Here is an 18,856-nt window from a genome sequence, read left to right on the forward strand (position 1 = left end):
CTCGGGCAGCGGTCAGACCAGCTGCTTCACGGACATCAGCAGATGACGATGGACCCGCGGCTCCTGCGCCGCGCCCAGCAGCGCCCGCTGTCCCGTCCCCAGCAGCTCAAGCCGCAGCCTGGACGCCTCGAAGGAGGCCAGTGCGTCCAGCAGGTACGCCGGGTTGAAGGCGACGGTGACCTCGTCGGCGCCGGTCAGCTCGGCCGGCAGCCGCTGCGCGGCCACGTCGTCGCCGTATCCGGCCCGCAGCAGGACCGACTCCGCCGAGAAGTCCAGCCGCACCGGACTGTTCGCCTCCGCCACCACCGCGACCCGCCGCACCGCCTCCGTCAACGCCCCGCAGTCCACCTCGGCGACCGCGGCCCCCGCCGTGTCGAACAGCTTCCCGTACGCCGGCAGCCGCCCGTCCAGCCGCCGTACGACGCTCCGCATACGCCCGCCCTCGAAGCCGATCGGCCCACCGCCGGACGGCCCGTCGAGCCCCACCCGAACGACCCCGCACCGGGCCAGCGACCGGGACACGTCCAGCAGCCGCCGCGCGGGCACCAGCGCCTCCACGACGTCCTCGGCCGCGCCCGCCTCCCCCTCCGGCTTCCACTCCAGCCGCCGCACCGCGTACCGGTAGCGGTCCGACGCCGACAGGGTCATCTCGTCGCCGTCCAGCCGCAGCTGGACGCCCGTCAGCACCGGCAGCGTGTCGTCCCGGCCCGCCGCCACGGCGACCTGGGCGACGGCCGCCGCGAACGCGCCCGCGTCCACGATGCCGTACGTCCGAGGCGGGGCGGGCGGGGTGGGGTACTCGTCGCGGGGGAGGGTCGACAGGCCGAAGCCGGTGCCGCCCGCCTCGACCGTGAACCGCGTCCCGTCCAGCGCGCAGCTCACCGGCCCGTCCGGCAGCACCTTGCAGATGTCCAGCAGCCGCCGCCCGAGGACGAGGACCTGCCCGGCGACCGTGACCTCGGCGTCCGTCTCGATCCGCGCCGCCGTCTCGAAGTCGAACCCCGACACGCTCAGCCCGCCCGTCCCCGTCCCCGCGTCCAGGAGCAGTCCGCCCAGCACGGGCACGGGTGTACGGGCGGGCAGCGCGCGGGCCGCCCACCCGACGGCTTCGACGAGGTCGCCTCGGTCGATCCGGAACTCCATGAAAACCCCCTGCTCAGGACCAGCCGCCAACGGACCAGCCGCCAACGTTCCAGCCGTCAACGGACCGGCTGTCAGTGACCGCCGACGCTAGCGGCGACCACTGACAACCGGTCCTGAACAGGGGGAACGCGCACTCGGGGGACTTCTCGCGGGCTTCTCAGTGAGCCGCGACCAGCAGCTCCCGCCGGGCCGCGCGTGTGCCGAGCACCGTGATCGTCACGACGCCGAGCACCGCCAGGACGCCCACGCCGACGGTTCCGGCCCAGCCGGCCGAGTGGAACGCCAGCGCTCCGACCGTACTGCCGGCGCTGGAGCCGATGTAGTACGCGGACTGGTAGAGGGCCGAGGCCTGCGCCCGACCGGTCGTCGCCGTCTTGCTGACCGCCGAGGACGCCACCGCGTGCCCCGCGAAGAAGCCGCCCGTGATCAGGACCAGGCCCAGCAGCACCAGGGGCAGGGAGTCGGCGAGGGAGAGCAGCAGACCCGTCGCGGTCGTGCCGCCGGCCAGGTACAGCGCGCCCCGCCGGCCCAGCCGCCCGACCAGCCGCCCCGCCGTGGACGCCGACACCGTGCCCACCAGGTACACCAGGAAGATCGAGCCCACGATGCCCTGCGGCAACGAGAACGGCTCCTCCGTCAGCCGGTAGCCGATGACCGTGTACACACCGCCGAAGACGGTCATGAACAGCGCGCCGATCGCGTACAGCCGACGCAGCAGCGGGTCGGCGAGGTGGCCCTGGACCGTGCGGGCCAGGACACGCGGGCGCAGGGAGCCCGGCGTGAAGTGCTTCGGGGCGGGCAGCAGCAGCCGGAAGGCGACGGCGCAGCCCACCGCCAGCGCGCCGATCACGCCGACCGCGACCCGCCAGCCCCACTCCTGCGCGACCCAGCCGGTGATGACCCGGCCGCTCATGCCGCCCACGCTGTTGCCCGCCACGAACAGACCGATCGCCGTGACCAGCGCCTTCGGCCGGACCTCCTCCGCCAGATACGCGGTCGCCGACGCAGGAAGCCCGGCCAGCGCCGCGCCCTGCACCGCCCGCAGCGCCACCAGCGTGCCCAGCGACGGCGCGAAGGGGACCAGCACGCCGACGCCCACCGCGACCGCCAGCGAAGCCGTCATCACCGTACGGCGGCCGTAGCGCTCGGAGAGGGCGCTCATCGGCAGCACGAACAGCGCCAGCCCGCCGGTCGCCGCCGCCACCGTCCAGCTCGCCTCGCTCGCCGCGACCCCGAAGTCCCCGGAGATCAACGGCAGCAGCGCCTGCGTGGAGTACAGCAGGGCGAAGGTCGCCACCCCGGCGAGGAAGAGAGCGAAGCTCATCCGGCGATAGCCGGGACCGCCGGGGGTCAGCCGGGAGTCGGGGGAGGGGGAGGAGGCGGAGGAGGCGGCGGGAGCAGGGGATACGGCGGATGCGGCGGATACGGCGGATGCGGCGCCCACGATCGTGGACGCCTGGGTACTGGCGGGAGACATGCTTCGAAGTTACGTACGCCCCCGCTCATCCGTCCAATGCATGGAATCGTCATAATCGTTCCCATGGTGCATCAGCAGAGGTCAGGGGCTCGTCTGTCACCGTCCAGTGACACAGAAGACATGACAGACATGTCGAGGTTGCTGGCGCCCAGGCTCGCCTACTTCGCCGGGGTCGCCCGCATGGAGCACGTCACCCGTGCCGCACAGGAGATGCGGGTCCCGCAGTCGACCCTGTCGCGGGCCATGGTCCGCCTCGAACAGGACCTGGGCGTCGACCTGTTCGCCCGTCGAGGCCGAACCGTCTCCCTCACCCCGGCCGGCCGTACCTTCCTCACCTCCGTCGAGCGGGCCCTCGCCGAGGTCGAGCGGGCCGCCGAGGAGGTGCGGGCCGACGCCGACGCGGCCACCGGGAAGGTCGCGTTCGGCTTCCTGCACACCATGGGCGCGGAGACGGTCCCCGGCCTCATCCACGCCTTCCGCGCCGACCACCCCCGCGTCCGCTTCAGCCTCGTCCAGAACTACGGCGAGGCCATGATCGAGCGCCTGCGGGCGGGCGAGCTGGACCTCTGCCTGACCTCCCCGGTCCCGGACGCCCCCGACCTCGTCGCCCGCCGCCTCGACGAACAGAAACTGCGCCTCGTCGTCCCCGCGGACCACCGCCTCGCCGCCCGCAAACGCGTCCGCCTGGCCGAGGCCGCCGACGAAACCTTCGTCACCCTCGAACCCGGCTACGGCCTGCGCCGCATCACCGACGACCTCTGCAAGGAGGCCGGCTTCCGCCCCCGCATCGCCTTCGAGGGCGAGGAGGCGGAGACACTGCGGGGCCTGGTGGCGGCCGGCCTGGGCGTGGCCCTCCTGCCCCCTCCGGCGGTCCCCCGCCCCGGAGTGGCCGAACTGACGGTCACCTCCCCAAGGGCCGCAAGAGAAATCGGCGTGGCCTGGCTGGACGGCCACCCGGACACCCCGCCGGTGGCGGCCTTCAAGAGGTTCTTGTTGTCGAAAAGGGGCAACTTGCTCCCCACGTGAGGGTCGCCTGCCCAGGGGCGCGGGGCTGTGTCGACGTGCGGCTCCGCCGCGTGGGCGCGACCAGCCCAGGACGGCCGGTACTCCGACCGCAACCTCAGCCTCTGCGAATCGACCGCCCGAAGCCGGAGGCGAGCGGCATTCGCAGCCCCAAAGGCGGCGGAGCCGCCAACGCGTCCTCCACAGGCCGGGCGAACGCCTTCCCGAACAACACCCCCATCACGAAATCCTCCGCGAGCGCCAGCACTTCATCCCGGTACTGATGCAACGCATGACCGTCGGAGTGCACTTCGAACCGACACACGTCCCGATTCGCCTTCTTCGCCCGTGAGGCAAGCCGGAACGACAACTCGGGATCGCACCGCTGGTCATTCGTGCCGTGCACCATCAACACCCGCCGCCCCACCAACTGCTTCACCGGTTCGGGTGGCGCCGCCACATCCTCCTCCGGCAGCCAGGGGGCGATCGCCAGGACGGAGTTGACGGCCTCGTGTCCGCCCGCGTGCAGCGCGGCCCGTGCGCCCATGTCGACCCCGACCAGACACACGGGGACGTCGCCGTAGCGCCGTACGATCTCGTCGGCGGCCCAGGTCGCGTCGGCGGCGAGATGCGCCTCGCTGCCGTTCCAGCCGCGGTAGCGGTAGTGCACGACATGGGCGGTCAGGCCCTCCGCGGCGCCCGCGCGCGTGAGCCTTCGCCCCAGCCCACGGACCGAGGCCGTCGCCCACATGGGGGAGGGCCTACGGCTGGAGACCTCCTCGCCGCCCGGGAGCAGCAACACCGCTCCGCTCACCGCCGTCGGCTCGGGGCCGAGCGCCCTCCCCAGCCGGGCCGTCCGGACCGGCGTCGCTTGGTGTGCCATGACAGAACAGTGTCAGAAGCGCTGGTGTACTCCACCCGTCCGTGCGGTCACCGTTACGTATCGACGGAGTTGTACAGCGCGCCGTCTACGCGCGTAGGAGTTAGAGTGCGGAAATGACGAGCCAGACCATCCAGGCGGGCATGACCCCGAGCTCGGACCAGATCCGGCGGGCGCCCAAGGTTCTGCTGCACGACCATCTCGACGGCGGGCTGCGCCCCGGCACGATCGTCGACCTCGCCCGGGACGCCGGGTACGCCCAACTCCCGGAGACCGACCCCGACAAGCTCGGCGTCTGGTTCCGGGAGGCCGCCGACTCCGGTTCCCTGGAACGGTACTTGGAGACCTTCTCGCACACCGTCGGCGTGATGCAGACCCGGGACGCGCTGATCCGGGTCGCCCGCGAGTGCGCTGAGGACCTCGCCGAGGACGGCGTCGTCTACGCCGAGGTGCGCTACGCCCCCGAGCAGCACCTCGACGGCGGGCTGAGCCTCGAAGAGGTCGTCGACGCCGTCAACGAGGGCTTCCGTCAGGGTGAGCGGACGGCCCGGGAGAACGGGCGCCGCATCCGCGTCGGCGCCCTGCTCACCGCCATGCGGCACGCGGCCCGCTCCCTGGAGATCGCCGAACTCGCCAACCGGCACCGCGATCTCGGCGTCGTCGGCTTCGACATCGCCGGCGCGGAGGCGGGCTTCCCGCCCACCCGGCACCTCGACGCCTTCGAATACCTCAAGCGCGAGAACAACCACTTCACCATCCACGCCGGCGAGGCCTTCGGCCTTCCGTCCATCTGGCAGGCCCTGCAGTGGTGCGGCGCCGACCGGCTCGGGCACGGGGTGCGCATCATCGACGACATCGAGGTCGCCGCCGACGGCCAGGTGAAGCTCGGCCGGCTCGCCTCCTACGTCCGCGACAAGCGCATCCCGCTGGAGCTGTGCCCCAGCTCCAACCTCCAGACCGGCGCCGCCGCCTCCTACGCCGAGCACCCCATCGGACTGCTGCGCCGGCTCCACTTCCGGGCCACCGTCAACACCGACAACCGCCTGATGTCCGGCACCAGCATGAGCCGTGAATTCGAGCACCTGGTCGACGCATTCGGTTATACGCTCGACGACCTGCAATGGTTCTCGGTCAATGCTATGAAGTCAGCATTCATTCCTTTCGATGAACGACTGGCCATGATCAATGACGTGGTCAAGCCGGGTTATGCCGAGCTGAAGTCCGAATGGCTGTTCCAGCAGACCGCCTCCACCAGCGGTTCCGTCGCCGCGGAGGACTGATCGCGGGATTTTCGTTCCCTGAAATGCGGGCGGGTGTTCACCATCCGTCCGCATTTCGATGTTTGCGGCGGGCCCCTTCCCGTGTTTACGGTCGTGGACCGCTCAAGTTCCCCGTATCCCATTCGAGGACGCATTCATCATGAAGCAGTCTGCTGCCAAGACCCTCGGCGTCGCCGCTCTCGGCGCCGCCATCGCCGCCGTCGGTGCGGGCGCCGCCAACGCCGCCCCGTCCCTCCCGGACGCCGCGCAGACGCTGGACGGCGTCACCAAGACGCTCCCGGCGGAGAACGTCGCCAAGGCGCTGCCGGGCGCCGGTGAGGCGCTGGCACAGGCCCAGCCGGCGCTCGGGGCGGGCCTGGCCGCCGCTCAGCCGGTCGCCGAGAAGATCCTCGCCGACGGCCCCACCGCGCCGGTCGCCGGTCTGCTCGGCGGCCTGCCGCTGAAGGGCCTGCCCACGCACGGTCTGCCGGTGAACGGCATTCCGCTGGGCTGAGCTCGGCCGAGTCCGGCTGGGCCGAGCCCGACCGAGCCGCGTCACGCCCACGACGCCGTGTCACGCACAGACGCCGTGTCACGCACAGACGTCGCGCCACGCACACGCTGCAGGGGCGCGCCCGGAAGAACCGGGCGCGCCCCTGACGGCGTTCTGTGCGTCGGCCGTCACCAGGCCGTGCGCGCCTTGTCCTCCGAGGGCAGCAGCACCCACAGCGCTATGTAGAGCAGGAACTGCGGGCCGGGCAGCAGGCAGGAGAGCAGGAAGATCACGCGCATCGTCGTCGCGGAGGTGCCGAAGCGGCGGGCCAGCGCGGCGCACACTCCGCCGATCATGCGGCCGTTGGTGGGGCGGGCGAGGCTGGACATCTGCGGCTCCTTCGTGAGCGTCTGTCGGAGGCGGCCCCTGTGCGCCGCTCCATCTGTCTTCAACGCTACGGAGACGAAGGGGACGAAGCGTCGCTCTACGGGGCGATCCCCACCCTGGGAATCCTCGGGGTCCGACCCTGAGCCGCCTCCTCCTGACGGACCGCGGCCAGCCCCCGCCGCTCCTCCTTGCGGCGCAGCCGCGCCCGGACCGCCGGCACCACCGCGGTGTGCGCGAGGGCCACGCCCACGGTGTTCAGCAGCAGCGCGTCGACGTCCACGACCTGGCCGGGCACCCCGGTCTGCAACAGCGTGATGCCCAGCGACAGCAGGGCCCCCGCCGCGACCGTACGGAGCAGGGAGGCCAGCGGCGAGACATGGAGCCTGCCGTGCACCAGCGGCAGCAGCACGCCCAGCGGGGCGAGCAGCCCCAGCCCCGCGCCGATCCGCCGGGCCGCCCCGGGCCAGCCCAGCGCCAGATCGGCGCGGATCCCGGCGAACGGATGCAGGTTGGCGGGCATCACCCAGGGAACGGACAGCGGGCGCAGCGTGACCCAGGCGACGAGCACGAGGTGGGCGGCCAGGAGGAGAATCCCGGCCGCACGGATGCGGATCGCGGCGCTGCCGCCGATGGAGCCTTGACGCTGCACGACCCCCTAGACGCACCCCCCGGCACGATCGGTTCCGGCTCCCCGCCCGCCACCCGCGCGCGCCCCCGCCGCCCCTGTCCGCAGCCGCCCCCTCACCCGACGGTGACCTGCGACGACGACAACTCGGGCGCACTGCATGAGTCGTCCGCCACACCGCGCGCCTGCACGAGCCCTGCACGCCTGCACGAGCCCCTGCGCCCGCACGAGCCCCCGCGCGCCCGCACGAGCACCCGCACAGGCCCGCACGAGCCTCTGCAGGCCCTCAGCCGCCCTCCGTGACCTCCGTCGACGGGGGCTCCGTGCTCCCGGGGCGGGAGCGGACCTCGTCCGTGCACTCGTAGCGGCGCAGCGGTTCGCCGCCGGGGCCGCCGAGGATCACCGAGCCGTCGCCCTCGGCCGCCGCCGAGTCGGAGAAGGTGCAGACGAGCTGCGCGAGGGCGTACGAGGTGAGGTCGCGGGGCGGAGTGCTCAGCCGCAGCGCGTCCTCGGGGTCCTTCGCGGCCGGGCCGCCCACCGTCATGCCGCCGCGCACGTCGGTGGTGTACCCGGCCTCCTTCTCGGCCGCCGACGGCGACTCGGCGAGCTGGTCGAGCAGGCCCTGCGCCACCAGCGCGCGCCGCTGGGAGTCGGCCGCGCCCTCCGGCACCCGTACCGCCCGGTCCACGGCCACCAGCGACGAGCCGCACAGCAGGAACACCTGCACCGGCACGCCCGCGCGCGCGGACTGCGCCGAGATGTCCGGCTCGGCGAGCGAGCAGCGCACCCGGGAGGGCGCGGCCCCGAAGTCGGTCGGCACCTCGGTGGCCCGGATCCCGCAGCCGGTCAGCAGCGCGGCCAGGACGGGCAGGGCGAGCAGCCGCCGTACGGTCGCACGGTGCGCGCCCGTACGGCCGGCGCGCGGCTGCGCGGTCATCGGGGCGGCCGTAGGAGCCGTAGGGGCCTGAGAAGCCGTGGGAGCGGTCGTGCGCGCGGTGGTGCGGGCCCTCATACGTAGTCCCCCTTGTCCTGCACGGGCTGCACGGGCTGTTCGCCCGGCTCCCCGTGCTCCCCGTGCTCGCCCGGTTCGCCGTCCCGCGTCGGATCGGAGGCGTCGTCCCGGGGCAGCCGCAGGGTGAACACCGCTCCGCCCTCGGGGGAGTTGGCGGCGGTGATCTCGCCGCCGTGGATGTGGGCGTTCTCCAGGGCGATGGACAGGCCGAGCCCGCTGCCCTCGGAGCGCGGCCGGGAGGCGCTCGCCTTGTAGAACCGGTCGAAGACGTGCGGCAGCACCTCCTCGGGGATGCCGGGCCCGTGGTCGCGCACCGCGATGACGACCTCGTCGTCCGCCGCCGCCACCGACACCCGCACCGGCGAACCGCCGTGCTTGAGCGCGTTGCCGATGAGGTTGGCGAGGATCACGTCCAGCCGACGCGGGTCGAGCCGGGCGTGGATGCCCCGCTCGGCGTCCAGGTCGACCGCGTCCAGCCAGGCGCGCGCGTCGATGCAGGCGGTGATCTGGTCGACGACGTCGACGTCGTCCAGGACCAGCCGCGCCGTGCCGGCGTCGAAGCGGGTGACCTCCATCAGGTTCTCTACGAGGTTGTTCAGCCGCAGCGTCTCGCTGACCACCAGCCGCACGGCCGGCTCGATCATCGGGTCGATGCTGCCCGACTCGGCGTCCAGCTCCTCCTCCAGCACCTCCGTGACGGCGGTGATGGCGGTCAGCGGCGTACGCAGCTCGTGCGACATGTCGGCGACGAACCGGCGCGAGGCCTCGTCGCGGGCGGCCATGTCGTCCACCCGCTTCTCCAGCGCCTCCGCCGCACGGTTGAACGTCCGTGCCAGGTCGGCGAGTTCGTCGGTCCCCGACACCCGCAGCCGGGTGTCGAGCCGCCCCTCGCCGAGCCGCCGGGCGGCCACCCCCAGCCGGTGCACCGGCTTCAGCACGGTGGTCGCGGCGGCCTGCGCGAGCAGCGCGGCGCCGATCAGGGCGAGCGCGGTGGCGATCCCCAGCGACCAGGCCAGCGAGTTGAGGTCCTTGGCCTCCGGCTCCAGCGACTTGCGCATGTACCCGGTCGGCCCGCCCCCGATCACCTTGGTCCCGGCCACCAGATACGGCGTCCCGTGGTCGACGACCCGCTGCCAGTACAGGTGGTACGGGGACTTGTTGCCGCCCGTGACGTCCTGCTTCTTGTTCACCGCCCGGCGCAGCGAGTCGGGCACGTCCTCCAGCGAGAACCCGTTCAGCCCGCCGGAGTTGCCGTACACCGTGCGGCCGCCGGAGTCCTCGCCGACGAGCAGCACGCTGAAGCGCTGGCTGCTGTTGGCCATCTGCCCGGCGGTGTGCTGGAGCTCGTCCTGCGAGGGATCCGCGGGCAGCGAACCCGCCCGGTTCTGCATCTCCTGCTCGAAGTCCCGCAGCACCGCGCCCTGGGTACGGGTGAGCACGGCCTCGCGGTTGAGCCAGTAGGCGATGCCGGACGCGGAGACGGCGGCGGTCAGCGACACCAGCCCGAAGACCACGACGAGGCGCAGCCGCAGGCTGGTGAAGCGCAGCCGTGACAACTTTCCCTTGCGCACCGCGGACCAGCCGCGGGACTCCTCCTGCGGTGGTGTCACTGAGGAGTGTCCAGGCGGTAACCGACGCCCCGCACGGTACGGATGAGGGTCGGCGACGACGGCACGTCCTCGACCTTGGCACGCAGCCGCTGGACACAGGCGTCCACCAGGCGGGAGTCGCCGAGGTAGTCGTGTTCCCACACCAGCCGCAGCAACTGCTGCCGGGACAGGGCCTGTCCGGGCCGCCGGCTCAGTTCGAGCAGCAGCCTGAGCTCGGTCGGGGTGAGCTGGAGGTCCTCGCCGTTCTTCGTCACCGTCATCGCCGCACGGTCGATGACGAGGCTGCCGAAGGTCGCCGCGTCGCTCGACTCGCGCTCGCCGCGCCGCAGCACGGCCCGGATCCGGGCGTCCAGCACCCGGCCCTGCACGGGTTTCACGACGTAGTCGTCGGCGCCGGACTCCAGCCCGACGACCACGTCGATGTCGTCGCTGCGCGCGGTGAGCAGAATGATCGGCAGCTGGTCGGTGCGCCGGATACGACGGCACACCTCGAAACCGTCGATGCCGGGCAGCATCACGTCCAGAACGATCAGATCCGGCCGCTGCTCGCGCAACAGCTTCAGACCGTCCTCACCGCTCGCAGCGGTCGCCACGCGGTGCCCCTGGCGCGTCAGTGAGAGCTCCAGGGCCGTACGGATGGCGTCGTCGTCCTCGATCAGCAACAGGGAAGGCACGGGCTCATTCTGGCCCATGGAGGGGCTGTCGTTCGACCTGTGGGGTGGGGCTCAGACGCCAGAGGGAGGTGGTTTCCGCGGCGCGGGCGGCGTGCAGGGGGTCGGAGGCGTCCCGCGCACGCCGGTGCCGGGGCCTCGCATCCGCCGTGCCGACGACCCGCAGACCTGCGGTTTCGATGAGTTCGAGCAGCTCGGCGCGGGTACGCAGGCCGAGGTGTTCGGCAAGATCGGACAGCACCAGCCAGCCCTCCCCGCCGGGCCGCAGATGCTCCACGAGACCTGCCAGGAACCCGCGCAGCATCGCCCCGTCCTCGTCGTAGACCCCCATTTCCAGAGCGGCGACCGCCCGACCGGGCAGCCACGGCGGATTGCAGACCACCAGATCGGCCCGGTTTGTCGGATACAGCCCGGGTGACGCGGCCACCTCGATCCGTCCGCCCAGACCCAGTCGGCGGGCGTTGTCCTCGGCGCAGGCCAGCGCGCGCGGGTTGGCGTCGGTGGCCACGACCCGGCCGACGCCCCGGCGTGCCAGCACCGCGGCGAGCACGCCGGTGCCGACGCCGAGGTCGAACGCGACGGCTCCGCCCGGGTCCGCCCGGACCGCCGGGGGCAGCGGCGCCTGCGCCACCAGGTCGACGTACTCGCCGCGCACCGGCGCGAACACGCCGTAGTGGGGATGGATCCGGTCCCCCAGCGCGGGCACCTCGACGCCCTTCAGTCGCCACTGGTGGGCGCCGATCACGCCGAGCAGTTCCCGCAGGGGGACCGTCGAGGTCCCGGCCGGCGGGCCGTACGCCGCGCGGCACGCCTCGCGCACGTCCGGGGCCCGGCGCAGCGCCACCGTGTAGTCGTCGGTCAGTTCGACGAGCAGCCGGTCCAGGACCTGGGCCCGGCGGGCACGCGCCCGCCGCTCGCGGCGGAAGGCGTCGGCGAGCGAGCCGACGGCGGACGCCTGCCGCCCGTCCGTCCGGTCCGTACGACGTTTCATCGCCGCCAGCAACTGGCGGCCGTTGTGGAAGTCGCCCCGCCACAGCAGGGACGTGCCCGCGCAGGCCAGGCGGTGTGCGGCGGCGGCCCGCAACCGGTCGTCGGCGACGACGACAGAGCCCTCGTCGGGAGCGGCGGAAACACCGGGAAACGCAGGAGACTCGGGAAACACCACGTACTCCTCGTGGTCGTAAGTGCCAGGGCGCGAAGGGCACTTCGACGGGCGGGGAGCAGGCGGGACCCACGCCGGGCCGGGGACGGCGGGCGTGCGAGGTCGGGAAAGACCGGGAAGAGGGGGTGGCCGCTACCGCGTCCGCGTCGAAGCGCGGAGGCGAGAGTCGAACAGCACCATGCCGAGAGTCATCCCCCAAGGATTCCACTCCCGCACAGCCGCCGTACCGCCGACTGCTGTGAAGGAACTGTGGTGTCACCGTGGCCGACCCCTGTGACAGGTCTGTGACAGTCGGCGGACACGGCGATGAAGTGGCCCCGGCAGTCTTTTCGGCACAGGCAAGGAAACGCGGAACAACACCGCGGGACCGGGCCGGAGCAACAGAACAAGACACCGGAAGTCCACGACGGGGGGCGCGAGATGAACACGCTGCAGGGTATGAGCACCAGCGCAGTGATCACGCGTCTTCACGACGTGCACCGGGGTTCCGAGAAGTCCGGCGCCGTGAGCGGGCGGGGGTGCGCTCGCGGCGCCGGGCGTCAGCACACCGGGTTCATGACGGTGGTCGACGCCCGCACGGGGGAGCCCGCGGCGGTGGCCGCCATGGGCACTGTCGGGGGAGCTGCGTACGGGGAGGGCACGGGGGAGCGTCGCTCCCTGACGGAGGCGGAGTTCACCGCCTACGTCCAGGAGCGCCGCGCCTCTCTGTACGCCACCGCCTATCACCTCACCGGCGACCGCTTCGAGGCCGAGGACCTGCTGCAGAGCGCGCTGTTCTCGACCTACCGTGCGTGGGACCGGATCAGTGACAAGGCCGCGGTCGGCGGATACCTCCGCCGCACCATGACGAACCTGCACATCAGCGCGTGGCGTCGCCGCAAGCTGAACGAGTACCCGACCGAGGAGCTGCCGGAGACGCCCGGCGACACGGACGCGATGCGCGGCACCGAACTGCGCACGGTCCTGTGGCAGGCGCTGACCCGGCTGCCCGAACTCCAGCGGACGATGCTGGTCCTCCGTTACTACGAGGGCCGCACCGACCCGGAGATCGCGGAGATCCTCGACATCAGTGTCGGCACGGTGAAGTCCAGCATCTGGCGGTCGCTCCGCCGGCTGCGCGAGGACGAGGTCCTCAGCTTCGGCCGTGACGAGGAGGACGCCTTCGGGGAGCTCGTCGCCTGAGGGTTCACGGGGGAACACGGGGGAAACGGGGGAAAGCAGCCGGCTTCGTTCAGGTAAGCCGGTGAACGGGGGAAACAGGGGGAAACAGGGGGGAAGCGGTACCGCAGGGGGACCCAACGGGGGACGTCGGGGAGCGGTACCGCACACCACGGGGGAACGGGGGAAGCGGGACTGGAGGGCCGGGGGGTCCGTCCAGTCCCGCTTCGCTTTGTTCTCTTCTTTTCTTCTTTTCTTCTTCTTTTTTGTTTCTCTTCGCTCACACGGCCGTACGCGTCGTCGGGGTGCGGTCGCCCGCCGCCGCGGACGCCAGGCGGCCCATCGCCTCGTCGCGGTCGCAGGCGTGGGCGCCGAGCGCGCGCTGGCGGGCGACGATGGAGCGTTCGGCGCGCATCAGGCGCCAGCCGCGGCGCAGCAGGAAGGGGACCGACTTGCGGCCCTCCTTCAGATCGCGCAGGAAACGGCGGCGGAACGTTGTCGCGGGCCCGCGGGTCAGACACAGCGCGTCCGCCAGAACGCCCAGCTCCCGGCAGCGGTTCACGATCTCGGCGGCGAAGATGCCCTCGGCGATGAACAGCGGGGTCCGCCCGATCTCGATGACCTCCTCGCCGATGCGGGCGCTGAGCGAGATGTCGTACACCGGAACGTTCGTACGGCCCGTGGCGCACAGTTCCACCAGCGCGGCGACGGCCGTGTCCGCGTCCCAGGAGCCGGGGTGGTCCCAGTCGATGTCGGAGCTCCCGGCGACCAGCGGCAGCGTCGGGTCGTCGCCCTCCTTGTAGAAGTCGTCGAGCCGCAGCACCGGGAGACCGGAGCGGGCGGCGAGGAGGGACTTGCCGGAGCCGGAAGGGCCGCAGAGCAGCACGACTCGCGTGGGTATGGGCGGATGGGAGCTCACGGGACACCAGTGTGAGGCATCCACCCCGCCGTCAACGACCCCGCGGGTCGGCTTTGAAGCGCGCGTCACACCTCAACTACCCTTCGTGTCGACCCGATTACCTTACGCAGCAGAAGGCGGCACCAGCGATGGCCCGACACGACAGCCCTCAGACCTCCACCGGCCGGCGCGCCCTCGCCGCCCTCGCGACCGCCGGAGTGGCGCTGGGCGCGGGCGCCGGCACCGCCGCCGCGGCCGCCGGCGAGCCGGTCGTCGACGCGATGCGGACGAGGCCCACCTCGGTCGGCCACCTCGACCCCCAGGCGGGCGTGCAGGGCGCCCTCGGCTCCCTGGCGTACGTCACCGGCGCCGTCTCCGGCCTCAAGCCCAACCCGCTCGCGGGCACCGGCGTCGACCCCCTCGACAACGGGGTCGGCACCCAGCTCGCCGACTTCAAGCCGCTGACCTCCCAGATGCTGACCGGGCCGGTGGCCCAGGCGCAGTCGATCGGCTCGATCCCGGTCCTGGGGGACGCGACGAAGCTGCTGGGCGGCTGAGCCGGAACCGCCGGGCACTACGGCAGAGGGCCGCGCCTCCTCCGGACGGGGAGAAGGCGCGGCCCTCCGGTCATCGGGTGCGTCAGGGCGTCAGGGCGTCAGTACGACGATCCGGACGCGCCCAGCGAGCCCGTCGGGTGCCAGACCGTCTTCGTCTCCAGGAAGGCCGTCATACGGTCCGTGCCGGGGTCGGCGGTCCAGTCGCGCTCGTCCACAGGCTGTGGACGCAGCACCCGCTTCAGATTGTCCGCCGCCGCGATCTCCAGCTCCTTCGCCAGTACGTCGTCGGCGGCCGCGCCGGCCAGGTCGATGGCGTTGACGTCCTGGTGGGCGGCCAGAGGCGCCGCGATCTCCGCCGTACGGCCGGAGAGGATGTTGACGACACCGCCGGGGAGGTCGGAGGTGGCGAGGACCTCGCCCAGGGAGAGGGCCGGGAGCGGGGACTTCTCGCTCGCGACCACCACCGTCGTGTTGCCGGTCGCGATCACCGGGGCGATCACCGAGACCAGGCCCAGGAAGGACGACTCCTGGGGCGCGAGGACCGCGACCACGCCCGTCGGCTCGGGCGAGGAGAGGTTGAAGAACGGGCCCGCGACCGGGTTGCCCCCGCCCACGACCTGGGCGATCTTGTCGGTCCAGCCCGCGTACCAGACCCAGCGGTCGATCGTCGCGTCCACGACGGCCGCCGCCTTCGCCTTCGACAGTCCCTCCGCGTCGGCCACCTCGCGCACGAACTGCTCCCGGCGGCCCTCCAGCATCTCGGCGACGCGGTAGAGGATCTGGCCCCGGTTGTAGGCCGTGGCCCCGGACCAGCCGCCGAACGCCTTGCGGGCGGCCACGACGGCGTCACGGGCGTCCTTGCGGGAGGACTGCGGCGCGTTCGCCAGCCACTTGCCCTTGCCCGCCGCGTGAGCGGCTGATGTCTGCGTGGTCACCTCGTACACCCGGCCGCTCTCGGAACGCGGGAACTTCCCGCCGACGTACAGCTTGTAGGTCTTGAAGACGCTCAGTCGCTGCTGCTCGGTCTTGTCGGTCTTCTCAGACATCGAGGTACGCCTCCAGGCCGTGGCGACCGCCCTCGCGGCCGAAGCCCGACTCCTTGTAGCCGCCGAACGGCGAGGTCGGGTCGAACTTGTTGAACGTGTTGGACCAGATCACGCCCGCACGGAGCTTGCCCGCCACCGCGAGGATGCGGGAGCCCTTCTCCGTCCAGACGCCCGCCGACAGGCCGTACGGGGTGTTGTTGGCCTTGGCGACGGCCTCGTCCGGGGTGCGGAAGGTGAGGACCGACAGGACCGGGCCGAAGATCTCGTCGCGGGCGACGGTGTGGGCCTGGGCGACGTTGGTGAAGAGGGTCGGCGCGAACCAGTAGCCGGACGTCGGCAGTTCGCAGGCCGGGGACCAGCGCTCGGCGCCCTCCGCCTCGCCCTGCGCGACGAGCGAGGTGATGCGGGCGAGCTGCTCGGCGGAGTTGATCGCGCCGATGTCCGTGTTCTTGTCCAGCGGGTCGCCGAGGCGCAGCGTGGACAGCCGGCGCTTCAGGGAGTCCAGCAGCTCGTCCTGGATCGACTCCTGGACGAGGAGACGGCTGCCCGCGCAGCAGACCTGGCCCTGGTTGAAGAAGATCCCCGTGACGATCCCCTCCACCGCCTGGTCGATCGGGGCGTCGTCGAAGACGATGTTCGCGCCCTTGCCGCCCAGTTCCAGGGTGAGCTTCTTGCGGGAGCCCGCGACCGTGCGCGCGATCTCCTTGCCGACGGCCGTCGAGCCGGTGAACGCGACCTTGTTCACGTCCGGGTGCGCGACCAGCGCGGCGCCCGTGTCGCCGTAGCCGGGAAGGATGTTGACGACACCCTTCGGCAGGCCCGCCTGACGGCAGATGTCCGCGAAGAACAACGCCGACAGGGGAGTGGTCTCCGCCGGCTTCAGCACGACCGTGTTGCCGGTGGCGAGCGCGGGCGCGATCTTCCACGCCAGCATCAGCAGGGGGAAGTTCCAGGGGATGACCTGGCCGGCCACGCCCAGCGGCCTCGGGTTCGCGCCGTAGCCTGCGTGGTCGAGCTTGTCGGCCCAGCCCGCGTAGTAGAAGAAGTGCGCGGCGACCAGCGGGAGGTCGGCGTCGCGCGTCTCCTTGATGGGCTTGCCGTTGTCCAGCGTCTCCAGGACGGCCAGTTCGCGGCTGCGCTCCTGGATGATGCGGGCGATGCGGAAGAGGTACTTCGCGCGCTCCGCGCCGGGCAGCGCGGACCACTTCTCGAAGGCCTTGCGGGCGGCCTTCACCGCGCGGTCGACGTCCGCCTCGCCCGCCTGGGCGATCTCGGACAGGACCTCTTCGGACGAGGGCGAGACGGTCTTGAAGACCTTGCCGTCGGCCGCCTCGACGAACTCGCCGTCGATGAACAGGCCGTAGGAGGGGGCGATGTCGACGACCGAACGGGACTCGGGCGCCGGTGCGTACTCAAATACGGAAGCCATGGTGATCAGTCCACCGTCACGTAGTCGGGGCCGGAGTAGCGGCCGGTGGCCAGCTTCTGACGCTGCATCAGCAGATCGTTCAGGAGCGAGGACGCGCCGAAGCGGAACCAGTGGTTGTCCAGCCAGTCCTCGCCCGCGGTCTCGTTGACCAGTACGAGGAACTTGATCGCGTCCTTGGTGGTGCGGATGCCGCCGGCCGGCTTCACGCCGACCTGGACGCCGGTCTGGGCGCGGAAGTCGCGGACCGCCTCCAGCATCAGGAGGGTGTTCGGGGGGGTCGCGTTGACGGCGACCTTGCCGGTCGACGTCTTGATGAAGTCCGCCCCGGCGAGCATGCCGAGCCAGCTGGCGCGGCGGATGTTGTCGTACGTCGAGAGCTCGCCCGTCTCGAAGATGACCTTGAGGCGGGCCGCTCCGGAGGCCTCCTTCACGGCGACGATCTCGTCGTACACCTTCAGGTAGTGGCCCCCGAGGAACGCGCCGCGGTCGATGACCATGTCGATCTCGTCGGCGCCCGCGGCGACCGCGTCACGGACGTCCGCCAGCTTCACGGGGAGGGCGGCGCGACCGGCCGGGAAGGCGGTGGCGACCGAGGCGACCTTCACGGAGGAGCCGGCGACGGCCTCCTTGGCGGTGGCCACCATGTCGGGATAGACGCAGACCGCGGCCGTGGAGGGGGTCGCGCGGTCGGTGGGGTCGGGATGGACCGCCTTCGCGCCGAGCGACCGGACCTTGCCCGGAGTGTCCGCGCCTTCCAGCGTCGTCAGGTCGACCATCGAGATGGCGAGGTCGATGGCGTACGCCTTCGCGGTCGTCTTGATGGAACGGGTGCCGAGGGCCGCGGCTCGCGCCTCCAGGCCGACCGCGTCGACGCCGGGCAGCCCGTGGAGGAAGCGGCGCAGCGAGCTGTCGGACGCGGTGACGTCCGTGAGGGTGTGAGCTGCGATAGATGCATTGGTGGGCATGGTCACCAGACGAGCATATCTACGCGCGTAGCGGATGTACATCCCCCGAGGCCTGGTACGAGGCGTTCCGTGATGCTCGTGCCGGGCGAGGGGAGTGCGGATGAGCGGTGCCGGAGCGTCGGGCAGAATCGGGGCCATGACGACCCCGGAAGACCAGTCACCAGCGCCGGAGCCCTCGGGATCCTCGGGATCCTCAGGTTCCTCGGGCTCCTCGGTGCCCGAGACCAAGGACCGCATCTACCGGTCGCCCGCGGGCATCGCCGGTGGCGTGGTGCTGCTGGGCATCGTCGGCTGGCTCGGCGTCGACGCGATCGTGGCGGGCGAGGGGCGTACGCCGTGGCTGGCGCTCGCGACTCTGATCCTGGTGGTGCCGCTGGCCGTGGCCTTCACCCTGCGGCCCGCCGTGTTCGCCGGCCAGGACCGGCTGCGGGTGCGCAACCCGTTCCGGGTGATCGTGCTGCCCTGGGGACAGATCGCCTCGCTGCGCTCCGGCTACTCCAACGAGGTCGTCGCCGCGTCCGGCGGGAAGTTCCAGCTGTGGGCCATTCCGGTCTCGCTGCGGGCGCGCAAGAAGGCGACCGCCCGGGAGGCCCGGGCGGCGGCGGACCGGGCCGTCGAGCGGGAGGGCGGTCAGAGCGAGCGGGGCGGCCGGGGCGGTCGGGGGTCCGGGGGGCTCGGCGGTTTCGGCGGGTTCGGGGGCTTCGGCGGCGGGAGCGGGGCCGGACTCGGGGGTGGCCTCTCGCGTGGGGGCCGGGCCGCGCCGGAGGGGCCTGTGCGGGCGGAGACCGACCGGGTGATGGACGAGGTGCGGGCGTTGTGGGAGGCGCGGGAGAAGGAGGAGAGCGCGCAGGGCGAGGTGACCGTGCGCTGGGCCTGGGAGATCCTGGGACCGGCGGTCGCGGGCGCGGTGGTGCTGGGGATTCTGATCGCGGTGGGGTGAGGGTTCGCCGGGGGGGCGAGGTTTCTAGGTGGGGCGAGATGCGCGGGTCGGGCGGGGCTTCGTGGTGGTGAGGGTGGGTTTCCGGGGTGCGGCGGGGTCGTGATCCGGCCGGGATCGTGATCCGGCCGTTCTCGTGGAGCAC

Annotated in this window: 19 protein-coding genes; 6 read left to right on the forward strand and 13 right to left on the reverse strand. The window is 72.1% G+C overall.

What is annotated here, in order from left to right; all coding sequences use genetic code 11:
• Positions 1–12: 12 nt before the first annotated feature.
• Positions 13–1,143, reverse strand: coding sequence for a DNA polymerase III subunit beta (gene dnaN, locus OG562_RS27135; RefSeq protein WP_266402235.1), 1,131 nt, complete (start codon positions 1,141–1,143; stop codon positions 13–15).
• 157 nt (positions 1,144–1,300) lie between these two features.
• Positions 1,301–2,620: an MFS transporter gene (locus OG562_RS27140; protein ID WP_266402236.1), complete on the reverse strand. Its 1,320-nt coding sequence runs from the start codon at positions 2,618–2,620 to the stop codon at positions 1,301–1,303.
• Between the two features lie 63 nt (positions 2,621–2,683).
• Here OG562_RS27140 and OG562_RS27145 point away from each other — a divergent pair, with 63 nt between their 5' ends.
• The gene (locus tag OG562_RS27145; RefSeq protein ID WP_266402239.1) at positions 2,684–3,646 is read left to right on the forward strand and encodes a LysR family transcriptional regulator; all 963 of its coding nucleotides are present in this window, start codon (positions 2,684–2,686) and stop codon (positions 3,644–3,646) included.
• 94 nt (positions 3,647–3,740) lie between these two features.
• Here OG562_RS27145 and OG562_RS27150 read toward each other — a convergent pair whose 3' ends face one another.
• Positions 3,741–4,505: an alpha/beta hydrolase gene (locus OG562_RS27150; protein WP_266402240.1), complete on the reverse strand. Its 765-nt coding sequence runs from the start codon at positions 4,503–4,505 to the stop codon at positions 3,741–3,743.
• A 113-nt stretch (positions 4,506–4,618) separates the two neighbouring features.
• Here OG562_RS27150 and OG562_RS27155 point away from each other — a divergent pair, with 113 nt between their 5' ends.
• Positions 4,619–5,782, forward strand: coding sequence for an adenosine deaminase (locus tag OG562_RS27155; protein ID WP_266402242.1), 1,164 nt, complete (start codon positions 4,619–4,621; stop codon positions 5,780–5,782).
• A 139-nt stretch (positions 5,783–5,921) separates the two neighbouring features.
• Positions 5,922–6,275, forward strand: coding sequence for an ATP-binding protein (locus OG562_RS27160; protein ID WP_266402245.1), 354 nt, complete (start codon positions 5,922–5,924; stop codon positions 6,273–6,275).
• Between the two features lie 167 nt (positions 6,276–6,442).
• Here OG562_RS27160 and OG562_RS27165 read toward each other — a convergent pair whose 3' ends face one another.
• From OG562_RS27165 to OG562_RS27190, 6 genes are all read right to left on the reverse strand, one after another.
• Complete coding sequence (locus OG562_RS27165; RefSeq protein WP_266402246.1) at positions 6,443–6,643, reverse strand: PspC domain-containing protein; 201 nt, start codon at positions 6,641–6,643, stop codon at positions 6,443–6,445.
• A gap of 95 nt (positions 6,644–6,738) precedes the next feature.
• Positions 6,739–7,290, reverse strand: coding sequence for a VanZ family protein (locus OG562_RS27170; protein ID WP_266402249.1), 552 nt, complete (start codon positions 7,288–7,290; stop codon positions 6,739–6,741).
• A gap of 262 nt (positions 7,291–7,552) precedes the next feature.
• Positions 7,553–8,203 carry a hypothetical protein gene (locus tag OG562_RS27175; protein WP_266402252.1) on the reverse strand — a complete coding sequence of 217 codons (651 nt, stop codon included), beginning with the start codon at positions 8,201–8,203 and terminating at the stop codon, positions 7,553–7,555.
• 71 nt (positions 8,204–8,274) lie between these two features.
• Positions 8,275–9,888, reverse strand: coding sequence for a HAMP domain-containing sensor histidine kinase (locus tag OG562_RS27180; protein ID WP_266402254.1), 1,614 nt, complete (start codon positions 9,886–9,888; stop codon positions 8,275–8,277).
• Positions 9,885–10,562 carry a two-component system response regulator AfsQ1 gene (gene afsQ1 / locus OG562_RS27185; protein WP_266402257.1) on the reverse strand — a complete coding sequence of 226 codons (678 nt, stop codon included), beginning with the start codon at positions 10,560–10,562 and terminating at the stop codon, positions 9,885–9,887. The genes OG562_RS27180 and afsQ1 overlap by 4 nt, the downstream gene beginning before the upstream one ends.
• Before the next feature lie 4 nt (positions 10,563–10,566).
• Positions 10,567–11,721 carry a class I SAM-dependent methyltransferase gene (locus tag OG562_RS27190; protein ID WP_266409558.1) on the reverse strand — a complete coding sequence of 385 codons (1,155 nt, stop codon included), beginning with the start codon at positions 11,719–11,721 and terminating at the stop codon, positions 10,567–10,569.
• Between the two features lie 420 nt (positions 11,722–12,141).
• On the opposite strand from OG562_RS27190, the gene OG562_RS27195 reads away from it, so the two are divergent.
• Entirely contained in the window at positions 12,142–12,903 is a 762-nt protein-coding gene (locus OG562_RS27195) for a SigE family RNA polymerase sigma factor (protein WP_266402260.1), read from the forward strand.
• 256 nt (positions 12,904–13,159) lie between these two features.
• Here OG562_RS27195 and OG562_RS27200 read toward each other — a convergent pair whose 3' ends face one another.
• The gene (locus OG562_RS27200; protein ID WP_266402263.1) at positions 13,160–13,867 is read right to left on the reverse strand and encodes a uridine kinase; all 708 of its coding nucleotides are present in this window, start codon (positions 13,865–13,867) and stop codon (positions 13,160–13,162) included.
• Between the two features lie 59 nt (positions 13,868–13,926).
• On the opposite strand from OG562_RS27200, the gene OG562_RS27205 reads away from it, so the two are divergent.
• Positions 13,927–14,334 carry a hypothetical protein gene (locus tag OG562_RS27205; RefSeq protein WP_266402265.1) on the forward strand — a complete coding sequence of 136 codons (408 nt, stop codon included), beginning with the start codon at positions 13,927–13,929 and terminating at the stop codon, positions 14,332–14,334.
• A gap of 98 nt (positions 14,335–14,432) precedes the next feature.
• Here the strand turns inward: OG562_RS27205 and OG562_RS27210 are convergent, their stop codons facing one another.
• The 3 genes from OG562_RS27210 to deoC are packed head-to-tail and all read right to left on the reverse strand — an operon-like array spanning position 14,433 to position 17,774.
• Positions 14,433–15,380 (reverse strand): aldehyde dehydrogenase family protein, encoded by a 948-nt coding sequence (locus OG562_RS27210; protein WP_266402266.1) that lies wholly within the window; start codon positions 15,378–15,380, stop codon positions 14,433–14,435.
• Complete coding sequence (locus OG562_RS27215; protein WP_266402268.1) at positions 15,373–16,809, reverse strand: aldehyde dehydrogenase family protein; 1,437 nt, start codon at positions 16,807–16,809, stop codon at positions 15,373–15,375. Before OG562_RS27215 ends, OG562_RS27210 begins: the two co-directional genes overlap by 8 nt.
• A 5-nt stretch (positions 16,810–16,814) precedes the next feature.
• Complete coding sequence (gene deoC / locus OG562_RS27220; RefSeq protein WP_266409560.1) at positions 16,815–17,774, reverse strand: deoxyribose-phosphate aldolase; 960 nt, start codon at positions 17,772–17,774, stop codon at positions 16,815–16,817.
• Between the two features lie 136 nt (positions 17,775–17,910).
• Between deoC and OG562_RS27225 the strand changes: the two genes are divergently transcribed.
• Positions 17,911–18,714 carry a PH domain-containing protein gene (locus OG562_RS27225; protein WP_266402269.1) on the forward strand — a complete coding sequence of 268 codons (804 nt, stop codon included), beginning with the start codon at positions 17,911–17,913 and terminating at the stop codon, positions 18,712–18,714.
• Positions 18,715–18,856 lie beyond the last annotated feature (142 nt).

The organism is Streptomyces sp. NBC_01275 (assembly GCF_026340655.1).
Taxonomy (GTDB): domain Bacteria; phylum Actinomycetota; class Actinomycetes; order Streptomycetales; family Streptomycetaceae; genus Streptomyces.

Bases quoted from the DNA above. Each gene is read 5' to 3' on its own strand.
- dnaN (WP_266402235.1), bottom strand. From the start codon at position 1,143: ATGGAGTTCCGGATCGACCGAGGCGACCTCGTCGAAGCCGTCGGGTGG.
- OG562_RS27140 (WP_266402236.1), bottom strand. From the start codon at position 2,620: ATGTCTCCCGCCAGTACCCAGGCGTCCACGATCGTGGGCGCCGCATCC.
- OG562_RS27145 (WP_266402239.1), top strand. From the start codon at position 2,684: ATGGTGCATCAGCAGAGGTCAGGGGCTCGTCTGTCACCGTCCAGTGAC.
- OG562_RS27150 (WP_266402240.1), bottom strand. From the start codon at position 4,505: ATGGCACACCAAGCGACGCCGGTCCGGACGGCCCGGCTGGGGAGGGCG.
- OG562_RS27155 (WP_266402242.1), top strand. From the start codon at position 4,619: ATGACGAGCCAGACCATCCAGGCGGGCATGACCCCGAGCTCGGACCAG.
- OG562_RS27160 (WP_266402245.1), top strand. From the start codon at position 5,922: ATGAAGCAGTCTGCTGCCAAGACCCTCGGCGTCGCCGCTCTCGGCGCC.
- OG562_RS27165 (WP_266402246.1), bottom strand. From the start codon at position 6,643: ATGTCCAGCCTCGCCCGCCCCACCAACGGCCGCATGATCGGCGGAGTG.
- OG562_RS27175 (WP_266402252.1), bottom strand. From the start codon at position 8,203: ATGACCGCGCAGCCGCGCGCCGGCCGTACGGGCGCGCACCGTGCGACC.
- OG562_RS27195 (WP_266402260.1), top strand. From the start codon at position 12,142: ATGAACACGCTGCAGGGTATGAGCACCAGCGCAGTGATCACGCGTCTT.
- OG562_RS27205 (WP_266402265.1), top strand. From the start codon at position 13,927: ATGGCCCGACACGACAGCCCTCAGACCTCCACCGGCCGGCGCGCCCTC.
- OG562_RS27210 (WP_266402266.1), bottom strand. From the start codon at position 15,380: ATGTCTGAGAAGACCGACAAGACCGAGCAGCAGCGACTGAGCGTCTTC.
- OG562_RS27215 (WP_266402268.1), bottom strand. From the start codon at position 16,809: ATGGCTTCCGTATTTGAGTACGCACCGGCGCCCGAGTCCCGTTCGGTC.
- deoC (WP_266409560.1), bottom strand. From the start codon at position 17,774: ATGCCCACCAATGCATCTATCGCAGCTCACACCCTCACGGACGTCACC.
- OG562_RS27225 (WP_266402269.1), top strand. From the start codon at position 17,911: ATGACGACCCCGGAAGACCAGTCACCAGCGCCGGAGCCCTCGGGATCC.